Annotated in this window: 26 protein-coding genes and 1 tRNA gene; 12 read left to right on the top strand and 15 right to left on the bottom strand. The window is 64.1% G+C overall.

Going from position 1 to position 21,014, the window contains the following annotated elements; translation table 11 throughout:
- The first annotated feature begins 217 nt into the window (after window positions 1-217).
- Window positions 218-655: a plastocyanin/azurin family copper-binding protein gene (locus SM755_RS01855; protein WP_323171205.1), complete on the top strand. Its 438-nt coding sequence runs from the start codon at window positions 218-220 to the stop codon at window positions 653-655.
- 147 nt (window positions 656-802) lie between these two features.
- Here the strand turns inward: SM755_RS01855 and SM755_RS01850 are convergent, their stop codons facing one another.
- The 4 genes from SM755_RS01850 to SM755_RS01835 are packed head-to-tail and all read right to left on the bottom strand — an operon-like array spanning window position 803 to window position 4,054.
- The gene (locus SM755_RS01850; protein ID WP_323171204.1) at window positions 803-1,531 is read right to left on the bottom strand and encodes a hypothetical protein; all 729 of its coding nucleotides are present in this window, start codon (window positions 1,529-1,531) and stop codon (window positions 803-805) included.
- Entirely contained in the window at window positions 1,528-2,784 is a 1,257-nt protein-coding gene (locus SM755_RS01845) for a DUF58 domain-containing protein (RefSeq protein ID WP_323171203.1), read from the bottom strand. The genes SM755_RS01850 and SM755_RS01845 overlap by 4 nt, the downstream gene beginning before the upstream one ends.
- Window positions 2,781-3,362 (bottom strand): hypothetical protein, encoded by a 582-nt coding sequence (locus tag SM755_RS01840; protein ID WP_323171202.1) that lies wholly within the window; start codon window positions 3,360-3,362, stop codon window positions 2,781-2,783. Before SM755_RS01840 ends, SM755_RS01845 begins: the two co-directional genes overlap by 4 nt.
- Window positions 3,359-4,054, bottom strand: a complete 696-nt coding sequence (locus SM755_RS01835; RefSeq protein WP_323171201.1) for a DUF4129 domain-containing protein — start codon at window positions 4,052-4,054, stop codon at window positions 3,359-3,361. The genes SM755_RS01840 and SM755_RS01835 overlap by 4 nt, the downstream gene beginning before the upstream one ends.
- 277 nt (window positions 4,055-4,331) lie before the next feature.
- Between SM755_RS01835 and SM755_RS01830 the strand changes: the two genes are divergently transcribed.
- From SM755_RS01830 to SM755_RS01820, 3 genes are all read left to right on the top strand, one after another.
- Window positions 4,332-5,261, top strand: coding sequence for a sulfide-dependent adenosine diphosphate thiazole synthase (locus SM755_RS01830; protein WP_323171200.1), 930 nt, complete (start codon window positions 4,332-4,334; stop codon window positions 5,259-5,261).
- A 155-nt stretch (window positions 5,262-5,416) separates the two neighbouring features.
- Window positions 5,417-5,572 carry an NAD-dependent epimerase/dehydratase family protein gene (locus SM755_RS01825; protein WP_323171199.1) on the top strand — a complete coding sequence of 52 codons (156 nt, stop codon included), beginning with the start codon at window positions 5,417-5,419 and terminating at the stop codon, window positions 5,570-5,572.
- 37 nt (window positions 5,573-5,609) lie between these two features.
- Entirely contained in the window at window positions 5,610-5,909 is a 300-nt protein-coding gene (locus SM755_RS01820; protein WP_323171198.1) for a hypothetical protein, read from the top strand.
- On the opposite strand, the gene SM755_RS01815 is transcribed toward SM755_RS01820, so the two are convergent.
- Entirely contained in the window at window positions 5,906-6,211 is a 306-nt protein-coding gene (locus SM755_RS01815; RefSeq protein WP_323171197.1) for a hypothetical protein, read from the bottom strand. The two genes, SM755_RS01820 and SM755_RS01815, sit on opposite strands and share 4 nt — an antisense overlap.
- A gap of 94 nt (window positions 6,212-6,305) precedes the next feature.
- Here SM755_RS01815 and SM755_RS01810 point away from each other — a divergent pair, with 94 nt between their 5' ends.
- Both SM755_RS01810 and SM755_RS01805 read left to right on the top strand, forming a co-directional pair.
- Entirely contained in the window at window positions 6,306-7,076 is a 771-nt protein-coding gene (locus tag SM755_RS01810; protein WP_323171196.1) for a DUF6775 family putative metallopeptidase, read from the top strand.
- A gap of 113 nt (window positions 7,077-7,189) precedes the next feature.
- A complete protein-coding gene (locus SM755_RS01805; RefSeq protein ID WP_323171195.1) occupies window positions 7,190-7,600 on the top strand; it encodes a thioesterase family protein in 411 nt (136 codons plus the stop codon).
- A 38-nt stretch (window positions 7,601-7,638) separates the two neighbouring features.
- Here SM755_RS01805 and SM755_RS01800 read toward each other — a convergent pair whose 3' ends face one another.
- Together SM755_RS01800 and SM755_RS01795 are read right to left on the bottom strand one after the other, a co-directional pair.
- The gene (locus SM755_RS01800; RefSeq protein WP_323171867.1) at window positions 7,639-8,310 is read right to left on the bottom strand and encodes a methyltransferase domain-containing protein; all 672 of its coding nucleotides are present in this window, start codon (window positions 8,308-8,310) and stop codon (window positions 7,639-7,641) included.
- Window positions 8,311-8,537: 227 nt separating this feature from the next.
- Window positions 8,538-9,437 (bottom strand): thiamine-phosphate synthase family protein, encoded by a 900-nt coding sequence (locus SM755_RS01795; protein ID WP_323171194.1) that lies wholly within the window; start codon window positions 9,435-9,437, stop codon window positions 8,538-8,540.
- A gap of 224 nt (window positions 9,438-9,661) precedes the next feature.
- On the opposite strand from SM755_RS01795, the gene SM755_RS01790 reads away from it, so the two are divergent.
- The gene (locus SM755_RS01790; RefSeq protein WP_323171193.1) at window positions 9,662-10,012 is read left to right on the top strand and encodes a hypothetical protein; all 351 of its coding nucleotides are present in this window, start codon (window positions 9,662-9,664) and stop codon (window positions 10,010-10,012) included.
- A gap of 28 nt (window positions 10,013-10,040) precedes the next feature.
- Here SM755_RS01790 and dcd read toward each other — a convergent pair whose 3' ends face one another.
- Both dcd and SM755_RS01780 read right to left on the bottom strand, forming a co-directional pair.
- Window positions 10,041-10,637 carry a dCTP deaminase gene (gene dcd, locus SM755_RS01785; protein ID WP_006664444.1) on the bottom strand — a complete coding sequence of 199 codons (597 nt, stop codon included), beginning with the start codon at window positions 10,635-10,637 and terminating at the stop codon, window positions 10,041-10,043.
- Between the two features lie 84 nt (window positions 10,638-10,721).
- Window positions 10,722-11,345: a thioredoxin domain-containing protein gene (locus SM755_RS01780; protein ID WP_323171192.1), complete on the bottom strand. Its 624-nt coding sequence runs from the start codon at window positions 11,343-11,345 to the stop codon at window positions 10,722-10,724.
- 104 nt (window positions 11,346-11,449) lie between these two features.
- Between SM755_RS01780 and pth2 the strand changes: the two genes are divergently transcribed.
- Window positions 11,450-11,788 (top strand): peptidyl-tRNA hydrolase Pth2, encoded by a 339-nt coding sequence (gene pth2, locus SM755_RS01775; protein ID WP_006664446.1) that lies wholly within the window; start codon window positions 11,450-11,452, stop codon window positions 11,786-11,788.
- 135 nt (window positions 11,789-11,923) lie between these two features.
- Here the strand turns inward: pth2 and SM755_RS01770 are convergent, their stop codons facing one another.
- Both SM755_RS01770 and SM755_RS01765 read right to left on the bottom strand, forming a co-directional pair.
- Window positions 11,924-12,394: a hypothetical protein gene (locus tag SM755_RS01770; RefSeq protein ID WP_323171191.1), complete on the bottom strand. Its 471-nt coding sequence runs from the start codon at window positions 12,392-12,394 to the stop codon at window positions 11,924-11,926.
- A gap of 154 nt (window positions 12,395-12,548) precedes the next feature.
- The gene (locus tag SM755_RS01765) at window positions 12,549-12,770 is read right to left on the bottom strand and encodes a hypothetical protein (protein ID WP_006825475.1); all 222 of its coding nucleotides are present in this window, start codon (window positions 12,768-12,770) and stop codon (window positions 12,549-12,551) included.
- A 213-nt stretch (window positions 12,771-12,983) separates the two neighbouring features.
- Between SM755_RS01765 and truD the strand changes: the two genes are divergently transcribed.
- Window positions 12,984-14,429 (top strand): tRNA pseudouridine(13) synthase TruD, encoded by a 1,446-nt coding sequence (gene truD / locus SM755_RS01760; protein WP_323171190.1) that lies wholly within the window; start codon window positions 12,984-12,986, stop codon window positions 14,427-14,429.
- A 106-nt stretch (window positions 14,430-14,535) separates the two neighbouring features.
- On the opposite strand, the gene SM755_RS01755 is transcribed toward truD, so the two are convergent.
- Genes SM755_RS01755 through SM755_RS01740 form a run of 4 tightly spaced genes read right to left on the bottom strand, consistent with a single transcriptional unit; the run spans window position 14,536 to window position 17,424 of the window.
- Window positions 14,536-15,177 (bottom strand): 30S ribosomal protein S3ae, encoded by a 642-nt coding sequence (locus tag SM755_RS01755; protein ID WP_006664450.1) that lies wholly within the window; start codon window positions 15,175-15,177, stop codon window positions 14,536-14,538.
- Window positions 15,170-15,571: a KEOPS complex subunit Pcc1 gene (locus SM755_RS01750; protein ID WP_323171189.1), complete on the bottom strand. Its 402-nt coding sequence runs from the start codon at window positions 15,569-15,571 to the stop codon at window positions 15,170-15,172. The genes SM755_RS01755 and SM755_RS01750 overlap by 8 nt, the downstream gene beginning before the upstream one ends.
- Window positions 15,572-15,573: 2 nt before the next feature.
- On the bottom strand, window positions 15,574-16,905 hold the full coding sequence (locus tag SM755_RS01745) for an exonuclease (RefSeq protein ID WP_323171188.1): 1,332 nt from the start codon (window positions 16,903-16,905) through the stop codon (window positions 15,574-15,576).
- 48 nt (window positions 16,906-16,953) lie between these two features.
- Entirely contained in the window at window positions 16,954-17,424 is a 471-nt protein-coding gene (locus SM755_RS01740; RefSeq protein ID WP_323171187.1) for a 30S ribosomal protein S15, read from the bottom strand.
- A gap of 422 nt (window positions 17,425-17,846) precedes the next feature.
- Here SM755_RS01740 and SM755_RS01735 point away from each other — a divergent pair.
- The 3 genes from SM755_RS01735 (at window position 17,847) to SM755_RS01725 (ending at window position 20,949) form a co-directional block, all read left to right on the top strand.
- Window positions 17,847-17,918: transfer RNA gene (locus SM755_RS01735), tRNA-Ala, on the top strand.
- Window positions 17,919-18,133: 215 nt separating this feature from the next.
- A complete protein-coding gene (locus tag SM755_RS01730) occupies window positions 18,134-19,165 on the top strand; it encodes a hypothetical protein (protein WP_006664480.1) in 1,032 nt (343 codons plus the stop codon).
- 140 nt (window positions 19,166-19,305) lie between these two features.
- Complete coding sequence (locus tag SM755_RS01725; RefSeq protein ID WP_323171186.1) at window positions 19,306-20,949, top strand: thiamine pyrophosphate-binding protein; 1,644 nt, start codon at window positions 19,306-19,308, stop codon at window positions 20,947-20,949.
- Window positions 20,950-21,014 lie beyond the last annotated feature (65 nt).

Below are 21,014 nucleotides of genomic sequence, written 5' to 3'. Positions count from 1 at the left end.
CGGATATGTCGGTGGGTATGGGAGTTGGTGGATATGGGAGTCGTATGGGGCGGCGCGGGAGCTGGGAGAGAGTGGGGTGCATGGCTGGGGAGAGCGCGAATATTGGGTGAAACGGCAGAGACAGCGCTGCAAGCGGGACAGCACCGACGGTGGTTCGAGCGTCGAACCGGAGTCCGGAACCGGGGCGGTTATATCGCGAGTCTCCCAAGCGTTCGGTATGAACCGGCGCGCCTATCTCGCCGCCGTCGGCACGTCCCTCTCGGCCAGCCTCGCCGGCTGTACGTCCACCCTCGGTGTGTTCGACGATTCGCCCTGCAGCGGCGATAACTGCACCATCGGGATGACTCGCAACGAGTTCCTCCCTCGGGAGTACGAGGCCACCGTCGGGGAGACGGTCGTCTGGAAGAATACGAGTGGGGCGATTCACACGATTACGGCGCTCGAATCGGGCATTCCGGACGACGCGGAGTACTTCGCGACCGGCGGCTTCGAGGACGACGCGACCGCACGCGAGCAGTGGCGCGAGAACCACAGCGGCGGGCTCGATACCCGCGAGACGTTCGAGCACACCTTCGAGGTCCCCGGCCGGTACGAGTACATCTGTATTCCGCACGTCAACGCGGACATGGTCGGGACGATCATCGTCAGCGAGTAAGCGAGAGTGTGAGGAGACGGGTTCCCGTTCGCGGCTCGTCCGAGGGGCAAGGATCGACGGTTGAGAGCAGAATCCATTTTCTTCGACGGTCCCGCCCGAGCAACGGCATCGAATCGTGATCACATCGAGAGACAGCGTTCCGTGCGGTCACTGTCGAGGGGTCGGCATCTGGGGAACGTGAGCTAGCGCGAGGAGAAACGTCGTGGTTGCGACCAAAAGCAGTGCCAGTCCTTCGATGGAAGACCCGATGGCCGGAATACGGGAGACGGCGATCGTGAGGATGAGTGCTATCAGAGCCACACCTGAACTCGCCATCGCTCCGGCCAGTTCTACGGAGCGGGTTTCAGCAGCGCCGCCGACCCGTTCGCCGAGCGTGACCGCTCGCTCGGCCGTGTCCCACGAGAGAAGCACCATCGTTACGGCGACCGTCGATCGCCACAGTGGCGCTCCGTCGATGAGAGCAGTTGCTGTCACGCCGGCGAATACGAGTGCGACACCGGCTGTCGTGAACGATCGGGCGAACCTACCATATACGGGAAATACGCCGAGGGTTACCAGTAGCGTTCCGGACCCCGACGCGAGCAGGATGAGTAACGGAGACAACGGAAGAGAAAGGGTGACAGAGGCACCAAGCGCCGCGGTGGCAACGATGAATCCGAATCCGGTGACCGCGCTTCCGACGAGTCGATACCCCCGGCGGCGGAGCAATACCCCGCCGATGAGGAGCGTCAGCCCGATCGCTTCCAAAAGGAGCGGGGCCGTCTGTCTCGGATCCGTTAACCCGGCGATGCACGCACCGAAAACCGCGACGAATGCAACGCCGGCGCTCGCACTCGCTGGAGTCGGATCGGTCGGCTTATCCGGAAGGCCGCTCATCGGTTCGCCCCCGCTCGTATTGCCGTCTCGAGGGCTGTCTCGGGATCCCAGTCGATAACCGTCACGTTCGATCGCCGAAGGGCCCCTAGACGGTTGTCCCGTCGGAGTCCTGCGACCGCAGTCCCGAGCGACCGCGTCGCCGTGACTGCCGGCGAGATAACCGTCACCGGCTGGCCGTCTGCGCGGAGGGTTCGAGCCGTTTCGAGCGGGGAGTCGTCGAGTAACGGAGATATCAGGAGGATGCTAGCCTCCCCGAACCGCGTTCGAAGCGGCCGAATCGGTAGTTCATCGGTGTCTCCAGGACGAGTTCTGTTCGGCGGTTCGAGCGGCAGCAGTTTCGGATCGTCGAGCGTTTGTCGTATTGTTTCGACGTGGTGCGCTCCGGTGTTCGGGGCAATGTACCGCTGTTCGGTGCCGAAGACCGCAAGCCCGACCGGTCCGTTCGCGGTCGCGATGGTATCGAGTAATTCGCGCGCGACGGTACACGCGTAGAAGACGGCGTGCGGTTCGTCGCTACTGTCTGAGCGGTAGCAGACTTCTCGCGCATCGAGACAGAGGAGAGTGGCTCGAGAGCGCTCGTCGCGAAAACTGATTGTGGTCAGCTCGCGATCGCGCGCGTAGCGGTTCCAGTCGATTGTTCGCTGTGGATCTCCCGGTTGGTAGGAACGGACGGTTGAGAATACGGTTCCGTGTCCGTTATCGACCGTGATAGTCGATCCTGCATACCGGTGTGCTACCTGTTCGAGCATCGCGGTTCGAACCGGCGACCGACAGGCAAGTTCGGTTTCCGTCTCGACGTTCGTCTCGACCGCGACGCTGCCGCTGATATCCTCGAGAACGACGGCGGCCGGCCTGAAACGATGGGTTCCGTGTTTCGCGGTAACCGTGTAGGAGAAGGTCGTCTCGTCGTCGGGGCCGAGCGCCGCCGCGTGTCGGGCCGAGCCGTCGGTAACCGAGAGCATCGGCGGGACTCCGTCGACGAGACACACGCTGGGGAGCACCCGGTCGCCCGCGTTTTTGAGCGTGACCGTCACTTCGACCGCCTGCCCGTGTGAGGGGGCAGGCTCGGTACACGACCGTTCGAGTTCGAGCGTCGCGGCGGGTGACGTGGGGACGTGCGAATAGACGGCGAAGACGACGGGCGGGATCGAGAGAAGCAATAGCGTCGGGTCCGCTACTAGCGCACCGATTCCGCTGGCGAGGAGGGCGGCGATCAGCGCGCTATTCCAGCGAGTCGTTCGCCGAGCTGTCATCGACGGGCGTCCTCCGCGGCGAGCGCCAGAACCGCCCGCGCCGTTCGCCGCGCCCTTCGCGTGAAGCACAACCGTTCCCGGAGCGATCGGAGAAGTGAGCCGTCCGATTCGGGTTCGGGACGAACGAACGCTGCCGCGACCGGATCGTCCGTCCACGTTCCGTCCGCGAGGTGGTCGCGGGCTGTTTCCGTGGCGCACCCTTCAGTTCGGACGATCGTTCGAATCGTCGTCCGTCTGAGCCCGTCTCGAATGCGGTGCCGTCGAGCCGGCGGGAGCGACAGGAGCCATCGTCGATCCAGAACATGTTCGAGCCCGCGCCCGGGTGGCGGCGTCGATGGAATCGGTTCCGGCGGTGTGCAATCCGCCCGGTCGGAATCGTCGAGCAGAACAAACGGAAGGAGAAGACTCGCGATCACGAACACGACGACGAAAAACGCGACCAGCAGTATTTCATCATCCCACGGCCAGTGAAGAGCGCCGCCGATCGGCGGGGCGACCAAGACGGCGAGCCCGGCACAGAGTGAGAGGATGCCGCCAGCGGCGGATATCCATCGAATAATCGATCCCGGGTTGCTCACTCGGAATCACCGTCGAGCCGTTCGAGTTCACGCCTCGCTTTCCGTCGGTACGCGGTTGTTTCGGCCGCCTCACCGTAGCGGGTCTCCCGAAACAGTTCCGTGACTGTGGTCACGGCGCTTTCGTCGAATCCGGCGTCGATAGCGGTCTCGGCCCACTCCGTCGGCGTACGACAGTGCGGCCGGTCCGGTTCGAGCGGTTCGGTCATCTCGACCCACGCCTTGGCCACGCCGGATTCCGGCTCGGCGGGCGGCCAGGATTCGCTCGTCTCGTCCGAACGCGCTGAGCGTGTCGCCGACCGCCGCCGGGTCGCCAGCGCGGAGAGACCGATGGCAGCGCTCGACTCGGGGACCCGACGACCGACGAGCAGGAGAACGGCGACGGCCGCGCCGATACCGACGAGGGGAAGCGCGGCCGAGCGCAGAAGCGCGAGGAGCAGACCGAACCCGCCAGCCCAAGAACCGGTGCCGGTCCCGAGGATGGCAGGATCGAACTCGATCCCGAACAGGTCGAAAAACGCAACGACGAGCAATAGCAGGACATCCAGGATGGACAGGCCTCCCGGAGCGGAACTCTCAGCGGAGACATCGTAGGAGGCGGTGATCGGCGTTGTCTCGAGGACGGAGGCGGTAACGCCGAGCGTCAGGATCGAAAGGAGCGCAGTTGCGATCAGGACGGACCTATTTTGACGCATTCACGTACGAACGTAATTCGTACTGAGCAAGATAAAACTACAGTCCTCTCAGCTGTTCGTTGTCCGTTCTATTGCATGGGCCGAAACGCGGTTTCACTCGGGAGCCTCGAACTACCCTCCGTGCGAGAAGAGCGGTCGGATGCTCGCCGAAACCGTCGCTGATTCCGTAGCGACGATATCGGGCCTCCCGCCGGATCTTCTGCTTGATCCGTTTTTCGCGTACCCTTGCGAATCATCGCGATAGACTTTTCACTACTGGATGATACCACCTAGTTGTATGAGCGAGTTTGATCAGTTCAGTCAGGTCGGCGAAGCCGACGTAACGCGCGCAATCGGGCAGGAATGGACCGAGGAGTTCATGGACTTCTCGGACTCGGACGTGATCATCATCGGTGGCGGGCCCTCCGGGCTCACGGCCGCGAAAGAACTCTCCGAACGCGGCATCAAGACGATGGTCGTCGAGAAGAACAACTACCTCGGCGGCGGGTTCTGGCTCGGCGGGTTCCTGATGAACAAGGTTACCGTCCGCGACCCCGCCCAGCAGGTCTTAGCGGATCTCGATGTCTCGTACAAACAGTCCCAGGATAGCGAGGGACTGTACATCGCGAACGGACCCGAAGCCTGTTCCGGACTCATCAAGGCCGCCTGTGACGCCGGCGCGAAGATGCAGAACATGACCGAGTTCACGGACATCGTGATCCGCGAAGATCACAAAGTCTCGGGCATCGTGATGAACTGGACGCCGGTCCACGCGCTGCCGCGCGAGATCACCTGCGTCGACCCGATCGCCGTCGAGGCCGACCTGGTCATCGACGCGACCGGTCACGACGCGATGGCGGTCAAGAAACTCGACGAGCGCGGCGTGCTCGACGCTCCGGGTATCGGCGACGCCGAGGCCAGCGCGACCGGCATGGACCAGACCGGCGACGACAGCTACGGCGCGCCCGGCCACGACTCGCCGGGTCACGACTCGATGTGGGTCGGCAAGTCCGAGGACGCCGTCGTCGAGCACACCGGCCTCGTCCACGACGGTCTGATCGCGACCGGAATGGCGACTGCGACGACCTACGGCCTGCCGCGGATGGGGCCCACCTTCGGTGCCATGCTTGTCTCCGGCAAGCGCGCCGCCCAGGTCGCGCTCGACGAACTCGAAGTCGACGCCGAGCCGGTCGAGTTGACTTCGCGGGCCGCACCGGCGGACGACTGAAAGACCGGTCGGTAGGTGGTTGTGGTGATAGTAGTAGCGCCAGAAGAAGATAGTGTCTGAATGCCCACTCGGCCAGCAATGCTCATCTCGAGGTAGCAGTCGTCGTCCCCACCGAAACCCACACCGTTTTCGCGGCCGTGATACAGCGTTCGGACATGAAACTCGTCGTTACCGGTGCGGCCGGCGGTGCGGGGAGCTGGGCGGTCGATCACCTCGCGACCGACGGCCACGAGGTCGTCGGCGTCGACCTCGAACGCCCCCCGAGAGAGCCGGCCACCGTCACCTTTCTCGCCGCCGATCTCCCCGAATAGGGGCCGGCGTGGGAGGCGAGCCTGGCACACGAACCCGATGCCGTCCTCCACTTCGCCGGCGTTCCCCGGATGGCCGAAACGCAATGCCGCGCTTGCGGCCGATATCGACGGCCGCGAAGCGTCCCACGCGATGGCCGCCGATAACTATCTCGGCCGACCCACCGCGAACGTGATCGAGACCGTCTTCGGAGCGCGGCCGGCAGAATGCGACCTCGCAGGCGAGGAATCCGCGTTCTCGACGGCCAAAGCGACAACCGAACTCGGCTGGGAATCCACCCACTTCTGGCGGGACGCCGAAACTGAACTCGTCGACGGACCGTCGTTTATCGACAGCTAAAATCCGTACTCGGTGTCCCGGTCGTGACCGCCATCTCGCTTCCCGTCTGTAGACGAGTCATCGGATCGGTCGTCGACTTCGGCCTCACCATCGTAGATATCGACGTGATGAACGGCACTCGGTGAGAGGAGCCGATCTCCCTCGAGTTCAAGCCAGCCGTTTCCGTGGACGACGAGCGGTCCCTCGTAGAGCACGTCGTCCGGCTCGGGTCCGTCGTAGACGACAACGTCCCGATATGCCTGTACGAACGGGCTTGCCTCGTCCGAGACCATCGAATTGCGAGAGACGAACGGCGGGAACATGTCGTATCGTAATGTTTGTTTGGTGATAAATGTGCAGGGTCCGCGTTCGACGCCGACCGTAACTGATTCACTCTGTGGTACAACTAGAGAATACATGGTCGAGCAGATCGTCATCTACCGAGCGCCGACGACGGTGGCCGACATTGAGGCCATCGCCGGCTGGCTCGAAGCGCACGTCGACGCATCCGTTTCCGTCCGCGACCGGTTCCTCGACGTACACCACACCGACGACCTCGCCGAACGGTTCGCCGAGGCGCGCGTGCAATCGCCCCACGAGTTCAGCACGGGAAACACCATGCTGGGGACGATCCGATACGAGGAGCGAGCGCTCGATGATCCCGAGCGCGAGGGAGGGGTACTCTACGATGGTATCGGAATCCAGCGCGCGCTGAACGAGGCGTTGCCGGCAGCCGATCGTGAACTCGATGCGGTACACGTTCCGGTGCTCGACAGAGCGATCGGGACCTGGGGCGAGCACGACGGCCGCTGGCACAAACGTGTGAACGTCCTCGGCCAGCCTGCGTTGATCTCGGTCCCCGGCCTCTACGAAGCGCCGGCCAAGCCCGAGGCGTACTACGAAGAGCAGCAGCGCCACGCCCTGTTGTCGGGCGATACGCCGCCGCGGGAAGTCCTCGAGAACCAGGTCGAAGGCGAGTTCCTGGTCGCGGACGATCCGCGGACGACCGACGCGCTGAAGGGGTACGTGCTGCAGGCAGTGCACTACCTGGAGACGGGCGAGCCGTTCTGCGAGCGGAACTCGTGTCGGCTCTTCAACGCGCACTATCACGAGGAACTGATCGAGGCGCAGTTGCGCGAGCCCGCGTTCTGCGCCGAACACGCCGCGATGTACGGCGAGTCGGCGTAGCCGCTGTCGTTCGACACGTCCGGATCCGCGTTTCGTCGCTCTCCCGGATTCGCGAAGCGGCAACTCGTCGAAACCGATGTGTACTTTTGTGCGACTCGCGTTCGAAACGCACAATGAGTGAGAAGTTTACCGTCGCGGTTCCCGTTCGGTACCGCGATCTCGACCCGATGGATCACGTCAACCACGCCGTCTACGCGAGTTACCTCGAAGCCGCCCGAACCGACTACATCGAAGCCGTTCTCGAGATTCCGCAGGAGGAACTGGCGTTCGTCATCGCGAATCTCGAAATTTCGTACGAACGTCCGATTACGATGGACGACGAGCCGACCGTTGCGCTCGAAGTAACCGACCTCGGCGACAGCAGTTGTACGATGGCCTACGAGATCCGCACCGGCGACGAAATCGCCGCGACCGCGGAAACGACGATCGTCCGCGTCGATCCCGACACGGGACACCCGACGCCGCTTTCGGACGCGGTCCGGAATCGAGTTCGCGAGTTCGAAGAACTCGAGGCACCGGCGTAGTCCTGAGCTTCGGTTCTGTTTTGCCGTCTCGTCGAGGGTTACTCGAGTTCACCGCCGGTGAGTCGAACGACGCCGAAGAGGTGCGTTTCGTCGGCGACGGCGCGTGAGTTCGCTCTGAGTCGGGCGTGTGCGGCGTCGATGCGCTCGTCCAGTCGCACGTGGGGCGGAGACTCGTATCGGAGTTGCGTCGTCGGCGGGGTCGAGAGAACGACGATGGCGCGGAAGACGGCGTTGACCGGCGGGGCGTACCACGCCTCGCTGCGGGCGGCGTTGGCGAGGACGACGTGGCCGCCGGGGCCGACGAGTTCGCACCAGTCGTCGACCGCGCCGGCGGGATCGTCGAGCATGCCGACGACGAAGGTAGCGAGGAGAGCATCGATTTCGGCGGGCAGGATCGGCGGCCGCGTCGCGTCTCCGCGGACGACGTGGACGTTATCGTATCGGTCGGCCGCCGTGGCGGTGGCGCGGTCGAGTACCGGCCGCGTCACGTCGATACCGATGACGGTACCCTCGGGGCCGACCTGCTCGCGGAGATAGGGGAGGTTCGCTCCGGTTCCACAGCCCATTTCGACGACGGTGTCGCCGGGTTCGAGTCGGCAGGCGGCGGCGACCCGCCGTCGCAGCTGCGGCACGCCCGGTGTCCGACGCGCGATCAGATCGTAGAGGCGCGCCCAGCGCCCGTAGAATTCCTGTGTGGTTTCGGTCGTCATTGGCTTGGCTTTCGGGGCCGTCCCCTCACTGCTCGCGTTCTCGTCCATCTCCTCTCTCACCTGGCGTTTCGGCTCTTGCGCTCGATTCCGCGCCGGCTGCCATCTTTTCCCTCGCGTTTTCAGTTTCGTCGTTTCACGATCGCCGCAATAAATAATAAATTGCGGTGGCTGCTATCGGCACCAGCGAACCGGTTCGAGACCAAGATGATGCGACAGCTGTGAGCGCCCTAGAGAAGCGAACGAACGTCGTCCGCGACGGCTTCCGCGTCCGGACCCAGGAGGTAGATCAACGGTTCGATGCCCGGCCCGCCGGTCTGGTACAGCACCGTCGCGTCGGGGTGGTCGTCGATCGCCGCACCGACGCTCGATCCGACGTCGTCGCTCTCGTCGAACTCGGCCGTCTCGTGGCCGTGCTCTTCGAGTTCGGCGAGCACGTCGGCGTCGTACCGGACGTTGATCGCCGCTTCGGCGGTCGCACCGTGGCGGCGCGCCGAGAGCAGGACCGTCGCGACGTGTTCGGAGACGCCGAACTCGGGATCGGCCGGCACCGTCGCCTTTCCCTTCACGTCGAAAATCCGTCCGGGAACGCCGGCGACATCGTCGATATTCGATGCATCGGGCGTGCAGGCGACCAGGTTCGAGCCGACCGCCGGGATCAAGCCGGCGAAGCCGCTCGCGTTCTCGAGAATCCGCAGGCCGCGTCGGAGCGACGAGAGGACGCGCTCGCTGGTCCGCCGGTCGTTTTCGGGATCGTGCACCCGGAAGCTCGATCCGTGATCGGCGAGTTCGGGAACGGCCTCCTCGTGGAGCTGGGCGAGCAGGTCGCCGCCGGTTTCGAGTTCGCGGATGAGAACTTCGATTTCGATGAGCGCCTGGACGGGCGTGATGTCCCCGGCCGCGAGTCCGGCACCGAGTTCGTCGACGAGGCTGTCGACGCGCTCGTCGGCGGCGATACGGTCGTTCGTGGCAACGTCGCCGTGAGCGTACTTCGAGACGGCGCTCTGGCTGATCCCGAGGACGGTCGCGACTTCGCTCTGGGTGAGCCCCCGGTCGCGCAGCTCCCCGGCCAGGAGCGAGCGGACCGTCGGCAGGAACTCGTCGACCACTAGTTCTTCGACGAATTGCATTCGGTAGGCTGGACTTGGACCGCAGCGGGGTTAACTTTCCGGGGATTCGGGCTGTCGTTTGTGGATCGCGGGTCGCGGATTGGGATCGCGGGTCGTGGCTCACGGGTGACGGATCGCGATTGACTAGCTGCAAGCCACAGGTCGTATCAGGTGTGCCGTTCGAGTGCAGAGACAGCCGGCCTGAATCGAACATACTTATCGCTGGGGTGTAAACAAACGGATCGATGAGCGTCAAGGCAGTCGTCGTCGCGATCGGTGCCGGCATCGCCGCATTTCTCGGAATTGGACTCGGGGTGACCGAGATCACGGGTCACTGGGTCGCGTATCCGCAGTTCCTCGGGCTGCCGGCCGGCTTCGTCACCGGTGCCGTTGCAACGATCGGCGTCGCCCTGAAACTCGCCGACGACACCTCCGACGGGAGGCCTGATCTTGCAGGTGCAATGGGCGGATTCGCGGTCGGTCTCGTCGGCGGAATCCTTATCGCGGCCGGCACGATATTCGGTGCCGTCAGTTCGCTCGGCGTCGGCGTCGTTCTCGGACTCGTCGTTGCGATCGCGATCGCCCGGTATCGGTGAGGATTCGAGTTCGCGGAACGGTCATCCGTTAGCGGTCCAGTTGCTCGCCGCCGAACTCGTGGTCGCTCTGGATGCGCGAGGCCTGTGGACCGTCCTGATCCTGATACTTCGAGCCGCGCTCGCTGCCGTAGGGCCGTTCCGCCTCCGTCTTGAGTTCCGTAAAGGTGAGCTGTGAGATACGCATGCCCGGCGTCAGCGCGACGGGTGCCGTGCCGAGATTCGAGAGTTCGAGCGTGATCTGCCCCCGGTAACCGGGGTCACAGAGGCCCGCAGTGGCGTGGACCACGACGGCGAGGCGGCCGAGCGAGGAGCGGCCCTCGACGTGGGCGATCAGGTCCGCCGGAATCTCGACGCGCTCGTAGGTCGTCCCGAGAACGAAATCGCCCGGGTGGAGAATAAAGTCGTCGCCGTCCTCGACGAGCGTCTCGGTGACGTATTCGTCGACCTCGCGCTCGGAGTCGGGGTGAATGCAGGGGATGTTCGTCCGCTGGAACTCGAGGAACTCTCGTCCCAGACGGAGGTCGATACTCGCGGGTTGGATCTGCAGTTCCGGATCGTCGAGCGGTTCGACGACGAGGTCGCCCGCGTCGAGTCGGCGGCTGATGTCCGCATCGGAGAGGATCATATCCGACGAGTCGAACGGTGGATGTGAAACTGTTCCGATTGCCGTCGTCGCGCCGGACCGAACGGCCCCTTCTCACTCCGTGCGCTACTCGAGTGCGTTTTCGATCGCCGTCGTCGTCTGCTCGAGTGCCATCATCACGAAGTCGTCGCTCTCGTAGAACTCGACCTGCTCGCCGCCGACGAAGACGGTCGGCGTCCCGGCGACATCGTTCGAGTCGCCGTGGGACTTGTTGTCTTCGATCACCGAGCGGTGTTGCTCGTTTTCGGCGGCCTCGCGGACGGCCCCGCCATCCGCTCCGGCGTCGTCAGCGACCTCCTCGATGACATCGTAGGTGTAGGACCCGAGGTGCTCGTAGATGTCGCTCGCGAAAGTCCAGAAGGCGTCGTTACCTTCGTTCTCGAAGACCTCGCGTGCCGCGCTGGCAACTTCCCACGACCACTTCTCGTTAACCGGAACCGGGAAATCGCGGAACTCGTACTGAATCTCCCCCGGTTCGATGTACTGACTTTCGAGTTCGGGATAGACCTGGAGTTTGAACGCCTGGCAGAAATGACAGGAGAAGTCTTCGTAGATAGTAACGGTCACGTCGGCGTCCGAGTCGCCGTTGACCGGTGCATCCGGCGGGCCCCCATTCCCGAGACAGCCAGCAACACCACCGATACCGACGGCCGCCGTCGTGGCGAGAATCGCTCGCCGCGTTTGCCTCATAGTGGCTGTTCGTCCTCTCGAACGAAATGCGTATCGATCGTCACAACTGCCACCTGCTGCTTGTAATCGCCGTTGCTTTACCCGTCGCTCTCGAGAACACCCGTATGAAACAGGCCATCGTCGCCCGAACGGATATCGGAATGGGACAGGGGAAACTCGCCGCACAGGTCGCACACGCGTCGTTGTCGGCCTACGAGAAGGCCGACAGTCAACTTCAAGACCAGTGGAAACGAGGCGGACAGAAGAAGGTCGTCCTCAAAGGAACGAGCGAGCGCCAACTCCACGAACTCGCGGAGATCGCGGATCGAGACGGCATTCCGAACGCGATCATCCGGGATGCCGGCCACACGCAACTCGAGCCGGGAACCGTCACTGCGCTTGCGGTCGGACCGGCCGGCGATGACCGGGTCGATAGCGTGACCGGTGAACTCTCGTTGTTCTAACGCCACCACAGTCTGTATCAGACGGTCTGCTGTACCGATTTCCCGGAGCAATCGCCGGACGGTTCGCGGTTGTTCTGGAACTGACTGACAACAGTTCGCATCACTCGACTGACTGTACCCCGCGTTCCGGGCGCGTTATGCGCTGTCACCGTCGATTTCGATATCGACATCGACGGTACTGTCGAGATCAACGGTAACCCCGGCAAGATCGAGATACGGCGACAGAACGCACCGGTCGACCGTCAACTCGACGAGTTCAGTCTCGTCGGTTGCGGTGAGGAGGCCGGCATCGGACAGGTGTGGCAGGTGGACGTGATAGAGGTCGGTCAGGACGCGCTCGTAGCGATCGGTGTAGCGGCTGTTGGTATGGGAAAGCCGCCGTTCGGCCATATCGTCAGTCGCGTCGAGCGAACCGTCGTCGGACTCGAGTTCAGACCGCGTGATAAAGGTAGCGAGGTCTGTGATCGAAACCGGCACTGGGTGTGACGCCAGATAGGCGAGCGTATACTGTCGCCGTTTGACGGCGAAGGCGGCAAACAGGTCGGTCGAAGTGATCAGTCGTGGTTCCGTCGCGTCATCGATGGAGTTGCGTGTATCGGACATCATACGCTCCGTACTTCACTTACACTTCTCTCGATCGCCGACGACTCTCGCGCCCCGACTCAGTAGAGTACACGTACAAATTGACGGGGGTACATATAACCTTTATTGTCGCTTCATGAAGAGGGAACAAAACGTCAGCAGTACTGATCGGTTCGGCTCATTTCTCCGGCGACGCATGCGAGTCAGACGACTGCGGATCCGAGTTCTCGCGTTCGACCGTGACGATCCAGTCGGGGGCATCAGCCAGTGGCGTCGTGATCACCCACGTCGCTTCGATGGCGGCACCGTGTGCGAACGCGGACGTGATCAGCGTTTTGAGGTCCGCTTCGAAGGTCTCCGTCGCTTCTGTGTGGTCCTCGGGGGAGTGATTCGTATTCATGGTCGGGCGGCAAAGACAGATCGATACTCGATTGCCTGTTGCCAGGAGGCAAGCAGCGGCAATAACCGTATCGGCCTGTCACGATCCGCTTACGATCCGTTCACGACACCGGATGGCCGCTCGCGGGAAGCGCCGAGACGGACACCAGCCGACACACCGCGTGGACTGCGAGAACAAACCGATTTAATCTCCGCACGCAAACCACCCATCAGCATGCGCCCGGCACACCCCACCGAACGCGCCGTCGGAATGACAGCCTACGTCAGCGACACCGACGGCACCGGCGGCCGCCTCCGTGCGGCCGACGACCACTTTCGCGTTCGTGAACTCGAACGCTTCTCGACCGAACCGATCGACGCGTCGACGGACGCCTATCCGCACCTCGTCTTCCGGGCGACGCTTCACGGGTGGGACACGAACGACTTCGCCGCGCGCATCTCGGACGCCCTCGGCGTCTCCCGCGAACGGATCAACTGGGCCGGCACCAAGGACAAATATGCCGTCACCACACAGCTCTTTTCGGTCTACAGCACGGACGCAGTGAACCTGCCAGACATCAACGACGCTGAACTCGAACCCCTCGGGCGCGCCGGCCGCTCGCTCGAGTTCGGCGACCTTGCGGGCAACGCCTTCGAGGTCGTCATCAGCGATCCCGCGGAGCCGGCGAACGCGACCGATATCGCCCGCGAACTGCGGGCGTTCGGCTCGTTCGACGGAAAATTCGGTCGCACCGACGGCGACAGCGACGGCGGACCGACGACCGACGGGTCGGGAGCAACCGAACCGAGCGATTCCGCCCCGATCGGTGTCCCCAACTACTTCGGCCAGCAGCGCTTTGGCAGCCGCCGGCCGGTCACGCACGAAGTCGGCCTCGAAATCGCCCGCGGTGACTGGGAAGGCGCGGTAATGGCCTACCTGGGCGCTCCGACCGAGGCCGAACCCGACGGGACACAGGCGGCCCGGTCGTTCATCGAGGAGACGAGAGACTGGCAACAGGCACTCGACCGGTTCCCGAATCGGCTGCGCTACGAACGCTCGATGCTCCACGAACTCGCCGCGTGCGACGGCGACCCCGGCCCCGACGACTTCCGTGCCGCACTCGAGTCCGTCCCCTCGAACCTCCAGCGCCTGTTCGTCCACGCCGCCCAATCCTACGCGTTCAACCTGCTCCTCGGCGAACGCCTCGAACGCGGCCTCCCCTTCGACCGTCCCGTCGCCGGCGACGTCGTCTGCTTTACCGACACCGGCGACGACGTCCCCGCCGAACTCACGCTCCCCGACACCGACCGCCTCCAGCGCGTCGACGAGCGCCGCATCCAATCAGTAACCCGCCACTGCGAGCGCAACCGCGCCTTCGTCACTGCCCCGCTCGTCGGCACCGACACTGAACTCGCCGACGGCGAACCGGGCGAAATCGAACGGGACGTACTGGACGACCTCGGACTCCGCCCCGGCGACTTCGACCTTCCCGGCGAGTTCCACTCGACCGGCACGCGACGGGCGATTCTCGTCCGCACTGCACTCGGTATCGAGCAAGCCGGGGAAGCCGAGCGAGACGACTCGGATGCACTCACCCTCTCGTTTTCGCTTCCCAAGGGGTCGTACGCAACGGTCGTCCTGCGAGAGTTCATGAAGGTCGATCCGATCCATCTCGGCTAACAACGAGCGATTGTCGCCTCGAGAGCGTAGACCGTGATCGTTCTTCCGGCGGCGCTGCTCGGACGCTGGCGGCGAAAAAACAAAACGGGCGTCTCAATCGAATCGGTTAGTCGCTCGTCGCGACGTCTTCGTCGTCGACGTCGACCGCAGTCGCCTCCTCTTCGGCGACTTCCTCGGGGTGGGCTTCGAGCGTTGCCTTCTGGATCTCGACCCGGCGAAGCGGGTAGATCGTCTTGGCTTCGCCGTAGATCGCCGACGAGAGTCGTCCCTCGACGACGCCGTCGATGAGTTCTTCGAAGGTGCGCTCCGCGGCCGCCTCCTCAACCATCTGGACCATCTGTTCGCGGATGGCCTTCTCCTGGCTCGCGTCCGCCTTCTTGGTCGTGAAAGCGACGGGCTGGACCTGCACACGGTAGTCGTCCGTCGTGAGGACGGTGACGTAGGCCTCGATCTTCGAGGCACCGCGGCGGACCAGCGAGCGCAGGTAGTCGCGGGTCAGCGAGTGCTTCTGGAACTCGGTGTAGGCGGTATCGCTACCGACGTCCGTGATCTTGAAGGTCAGCTTCGTGTTGTTCTCGCTGGCGTTGTTGTTGAGGTCGCCGAGCGTCGTTTCGATGGTTCGGTCGTAGACTTTTTCCGGTTCGTCTGCGGGGGTTTCGCCGAGTTCGGTCCGGTCGAACTGCTCCGGAGCGAGCACGGTGTACCACCGCTTTTCCTGTTTCGCACGTGAGACTGAGCGTTCACTCATTGTGTTCTTGTGTTGTGGTATCAGCGTCGGACACAGTACCCGTGTCCGCTGGGTCGTCGTACTGTTCAGTCGCGTCTGCGGGTGGGGCGTCCGGGGCGTCGGTGCCCGCGGAATTGCCGTCTCGCCCATCGGGAGCGTCTCGCACCGTGCGAGCAACATCGACTGCAACCTCGAGATTGACGACGTAGTCGTCGACCGTCGAGTGCAATCCGCCCGTCGTCTCGCGTTCGATCCGGGTGACGACGGTCGTCTCGTCCGCCACGACGGTCTCCATCTCGTCGGTGTTGTCCGGGCGAAGCGCCCGTGCGACGAGTTCGGGATCATCGTGGTGGGTGCGGATCGTGGCGCGTCCGTGAGATGCTGGTGCCATCTCCGTGTCTGTCTCCGATGGCATGATCAGTGGTGCTCCCTCACTGCCGCGATGATCGTCGAGTTGTCCACCCGTCTCTCGTCGCTGGCCGCGCTCTCGTCGCCGCCAACGCTATCGTCCGCAGCAGCGTCATCGACGGTAACGTCGTACTGCAGATAGCCGCGGCGATGCCCAACATCGTACTCGGCACGGATCCCGTCGGCGTCGAGTTCTCGCGTCACCGCTTCGACGGTCGCCGCAAGCGACTCGGACTCGCGAGTCGCGATCGCCGCTTCACCATCGCCGATGGCGAGCACCGTCGGCTCCGGCGAGCGGAACTCGACGGCCAGGCGAGCAACCGCTTCGACGGGACCGTCGTCGATACCGACGACGAACAACCCGTCGTAGCGGCCGGTCGAGGCCGTCTCGAGCGCGCCGTGTGCGCGTTTTCCGTGCGTTCGCCAGGCCGAAAGCGCCGGTCCGACGGCGTCGTGGCCCATCGCCAGCGCGGCTCCCGTACCGGGTTCCGTGCGAGCAGTCGCCTCGAGCACGTCGGCGTAGCCGCCGACGGTGGAAAAGGCGTACTCGTTCTCAGAATCGGATCCGGTCCCGATCCCAGTCCCGGTAATCGCGTACGGCTGCAACACGCGCTGGATCGACGTTGCGGCCGCATCGGTGGCCGCCTCGGCTCCCACGACATCGAGCGCGACGAGCGAACCGATCGTCCGATGTGCGTCCGCGCCGAACGAGGCCGGCTCAGCGAACTCGAGTTCAGTCCCGGCGAGCGCATCGCGAGTCGCCTCGGGATCGCCCGACCACGGCGCGCACACTCGCGTCGAGTGCGCCAGGCCGTCGACCGGGTCGACGGTCGGAATCGCGACACCGGGTCGCCGTTCGACGAGGCCGCGTTCGCGAGCGCTCTCGAGGAGCCACTCGCTCTCGCCAGCGCCGGGTTCGACGCCGGCCGCGACGAGGCCAGCAAGCGCGAGCACCGGATCAACCCCGGTGACTGCCGTCGAGCCGTCCGCGCTGAACTCGCGAACGAGGTCGGTCGCTGCGAGCGTTGCCGGACGGTCGTCCGAATCCAGTCGGACGACGGCCGTGGCATTACCCACGTCGACGGCACCGAAGACGACCGTCAGCTCGTCGCTATCGTCGTCTTGCTCATCTCGTCTCTGAACTCGGTCGGTCCGATCACCGACCGTTCGGGCGACCGTCACCTGAAACGGGATTCCAGATTCGGAGAGCGCCGCGGCGAGGATTCCACTCGCTGCGAGCGCATCGCCGTCCGCTCGCGTGACGATGCGAACGAAGCCGGCGCTCTCGATGTCGGGGGCGTGTGTCGCAACCGTGGAGCCGGCGTGGCCGTCGGTGGACATTGAACGTGGACGATCGTGTCGGTGGTCGTGCTCGACGAGTCGGACGCGTTAGTTCTCTTCGAGGAGATCGACGGCGATCTCGTAGGAGTACGCAAAGTCCGGCTCGAGTTCGTCGCCGCGGTAGTAGTCGGCGAGTCGGCGGACCTTCGACTCAGTGTTCTGCAGGGCGCGCTTGTTCTGGTAGTCTTGCGGATTCTCCTGGACGTGCTCGCGCAGGCGGATGGCGCGCTCCATCAGATTACGGAGATCCTCGGGGATGTCTGCCTTGGCATCGTTTTCGTCGAGGATCTGGGTGATCTTCTTGCCCGCCACTAGCTTCACGTCCGGAACAGGCGTTCCTGTGACACCCTCGTCGCGCAGTTTGATCCCGATCTGGCTGGGATCGTGGCCCTGTTCTGCCAGTTCGACGACCCGCTGTTCGACTTCGTCGGGGTCGACGTCGCTCCACTCCGGTGGTTCGTCTGCCGCGGGCTTGTCCGAACCGGACGAGCCACGACGGCGCGTATGCATTCGTGCCATTGGTGAGGATAGGAACCGCACTGACCGCTCGAAGACGCGACAGTCGATGCCATACAGTGACCCAACTGTCTGAACGTGCATGGTGCACTTCCGCAATCCCAAGCCACCCGAAAGAGTGAGCGGCGCAGTCAGATTTGCGGCCGTGCGCTTCCCACCGTCGCTTTCAGCGGCACGGACTAAAGGGTTTCTAGATCGAGAGCGACCGCCGTGACAGCCCCAATACGCGTTCGTTTCGCCGCGGCATTGCGGGACGATCTGCGCCAAACAGTGTTCCACGAGCGAGCGGGGGATCGAACGGAATCGGCGCGGCCGCTGAACTCGTCGAAGAAACGAAGGGAGTGGCGTGTGAGGCAACGACAGGGCCACCCCGACGATTTCGAGGGGTTTATCTATTCCCGTGGGAAAGCAAGTACTGCGAACGAGGGCTCGTAGATCAGGGGTAGATCACTCCCTTGGCATGGGAGAGGCCCCGGGTTCAAATCCCGGCGAGTCCATTCCTTCACGTCGTGTTACTCGTTCAGTCGTGAACTCGCCGACCATCGCAAACGCTTCGGATTGCTCAACCCTGAGTTCAGTTTCCGACGTCGCTTCTTCGTTTTCGAGAATGTGTCGAGTGCGACAAACGCGTCGGGTAACACTGTACTGACGAGTTCACTGCGGGGTTGCGTCGCCACGTACACTTTCGTCGGGGGTCGTCGTTGGAGGTGGTATGGAGGACCGGGACCGGGATTTGGACCGGAAACGGCGCACTGGGTCGTTCGAGAGCCAGTCAGGGACCGATCTCACGTACGAGACGGCTGCGGAGTCGCCGATCAAACGCTGGCTCTTGCTGGACGGGAATCGGCTGTTGATCGCCGGGATACTCGCGGGCGGACTGTACGGACTCGTCGTCGGCTGCCAACTCGCCGGCGTTATCGAGGTGACGGATGCCGAGGCGGTCGGCTCGCTGTACAGCGCGCTCGTTGGCGGAACGCTACCCTTTATTACGATCGTGCTGGCGATCAATCAGCTCGTGCTCTCGCAGGAACTCGGCTGGCCGAACGAACTGACCGAGCGCTTCGAACGAATGACCGAGTTCCAGCGCCGCGTCGAGGGAGTGACCGACGTGACGGTGAGTCCGGCCTCGCCGGCAGCGTTTCTCGAGGTTATCGTGCAAGCGACCGTCGATCGGGGGCGACAGCTTCCGACATCGATGACAGCCGACGCAACGGCGCACCAGCGCGAAGAGGTTGCACGCTTTGTCCGCGAACTCGAGGCTGACGGCGAAACAGTTGCGGGGACGCTCTCCGAGGCCGAATTCGGGACGTTCGAAGCGCTCTCGGCCGTGCTCGGACATCATCAGGGGAACTACTACCACGCTGCCCGCTTCTTTAAAGCGGAGTGGAGCGAGGGATTCGAAGAGACGCAGCCACTCGAGGACCTGATCGAACTGCTCGGGCTACTCGCGATCGCTCGGCAGACGTTCAAGACGTTATACGTCCAGCACGAACTCGCCGTGCTCTCTCGGCTGTTGTTGTACGTCGGGTTTCCGACGCTCGTCGGCGGCGGGCTGTTGGTGGTCTCGTATCCGACGCTCGTGACGACGGTGTCGAGTACGGCGGTCTTGCTCGCGATTGCCGCGGGCGGGGTCGCCCTCGTCTTTCTCCCGTTCGTCGTGCTGTTGAGCTACGCGCTTCGAATTGCGACGATCGCCGCTCGAACGGCCGATTTCGGCCCGTTCGTGCCGCGGCGGCCGTCGTGACGGTGTCGGTCGGCCGTTCGCTGCTGGTTCGTGTATCCGTTAGCTCCGCGAAGTCCCTTTTGATCGACAGCGACGAGAGACGGTCCACGGAACGAACATGATCCTCAACCTTTACGCCCCCGTGTGGCACATCCATCGGTATGCGAATCAGCGAGGCCGTCATCGAGCGGTTGGTGGCAAACGAGATCGACACGCTGTTCGGAATTCCCGGCAAGCAGACGCTCCCGTTGAACGAGGCGATCAGCGAGCGCACCGACATCGAGTTCATCATGGCGCGCCACGAGACGGCCGTTTCGCACCAGGCGTGGGGCTACGCCGAGAGCAGCGGCGGCCTCGCGGCGACCGTCGTTATTCCGGGACCGGGAGATATGAACGCGATGAACGGGCTGAAGAACGCGAAAAACGACTGCACGCCGCTGGTTCACATGGCCGTCGAGACGGATCCCGACATCCGGGGTGGCGACGGAATCCACGAAACGCCGCCGAACACGTACGATAACGTCGTCAAGGAAAACGTCACTGTCGAGACGCCACAGAGTACGATCGCGGAACTCCAGCGAGCGATCGATATCGCGCTGACGCCGCCGAAGGGGCCCGTTCGCGTCGGCATTCCGAAGAACTTCCTGCCGATGGACGCTTCCCTCGCCGACCCCGCCGAGACCGACCCGCACTCGCCCGCCACGCCAGCCGACGACTCGGTCGGCGACGCCGCGGCCCTCCTCGCAGTGGCGGAGCGGCCGATCATCGTCGCCGGCGGCGGCGTTCGCGCCGCGGACGCGAGTTCTGAACTCGTGGCCGTTGCGGAACGGCTCGGGGCACCGGTCTTTCCCACCTACAAGGGTAAGGCCGTCTTCCCCGACGATCACGACCTCTTCGGCGGCGTTCTCTGTGGCGGCACCGGGACCGCGGTCAAAGAGCACATCGCCACGGCCGATGCGGCGCTCGGCGTCGGGACCGACTTCGACGCCGTCTCGATGCACCACTGGGAGATCGACGTTCCCGACGACCTCGTTCACGTCACCCTCGACGCCGCCGATATCGGCACCGGCTACGATCCGGCGGTCGGCATCGTCGCCGACGCCGGGCGCACGCTCGCCGCCCTCGATACTGAACTCGCCGAGCGCTCGATCGCGGCGACCGGCGGTCGCGAGCGCGCCCGCGAAACGAGAGCCGCCGTCGACCGTCGGCTCGCCGACCTCCGCGCGGTCGATGAATCGCCGATCACGTCGGTCAGCGCGTTGGAAGCGGTTCGGGACGGCGTCCCTCGCGACGCCGTCGTCACCGCCGACGCCGGCGGCTCTCGGATCTGGGCACTCGTCGCGTTCGAAACGTACGCGCCGCGCGACTACGTCAACCCTGGCTCTTGGGCGACCATGGGGTCGAGCCTCCCCTCCGCTATCGGCGCAAAAGCCGCGAATCCGGACCAACCCGTCGTCGCCCTCGTCGGCGACGGTGGCCTGATGATGTGCGTCCACGAACTCCACACGCTCGCTGACGAAGCCCTCGATGTCACCGTCGTCGTCTTCACCAACAGCGACTACGCGATCATCAGCGAGGACGCCGAACGAAACTACCGCATGGACGAAGGCGAGTACGGCTGGCAGGATGTCCCGCTCGAGTTCGACGCGATCGCATCGGGCATGGGACTCGAGACGATGCGGGCCGCGACCCCGACGGAGATCACCGAAACTGTGGCTGCCGCGATCGACAGCGACGGTCCGACGCTGGTCGAGATCCCTACCGACCCGTACGAACCGCAAGCGAGCGTCTGGCTGAACGACTGACGAGTGCAGACGTTGTGTCAAGTGGGTGGCCACGGGTGCGTGTGCGTGTCCGGACAGTATCGCTG

The sequence above is a fragment of the Natrialba sp. PRR66 genome (assembly GCF_034808065.1).
GTDB classification, from domain to species: Archaea; Halobacteriota; Halobacteria; order Halobacteriales; family Natrialbaceae; genus Natrialba; species Natrialba aegyptia.
Note: the sequence above shows the minus strand (reverse complement) of the source record. Positions and strands in the feature narration are given on the sequence as shown.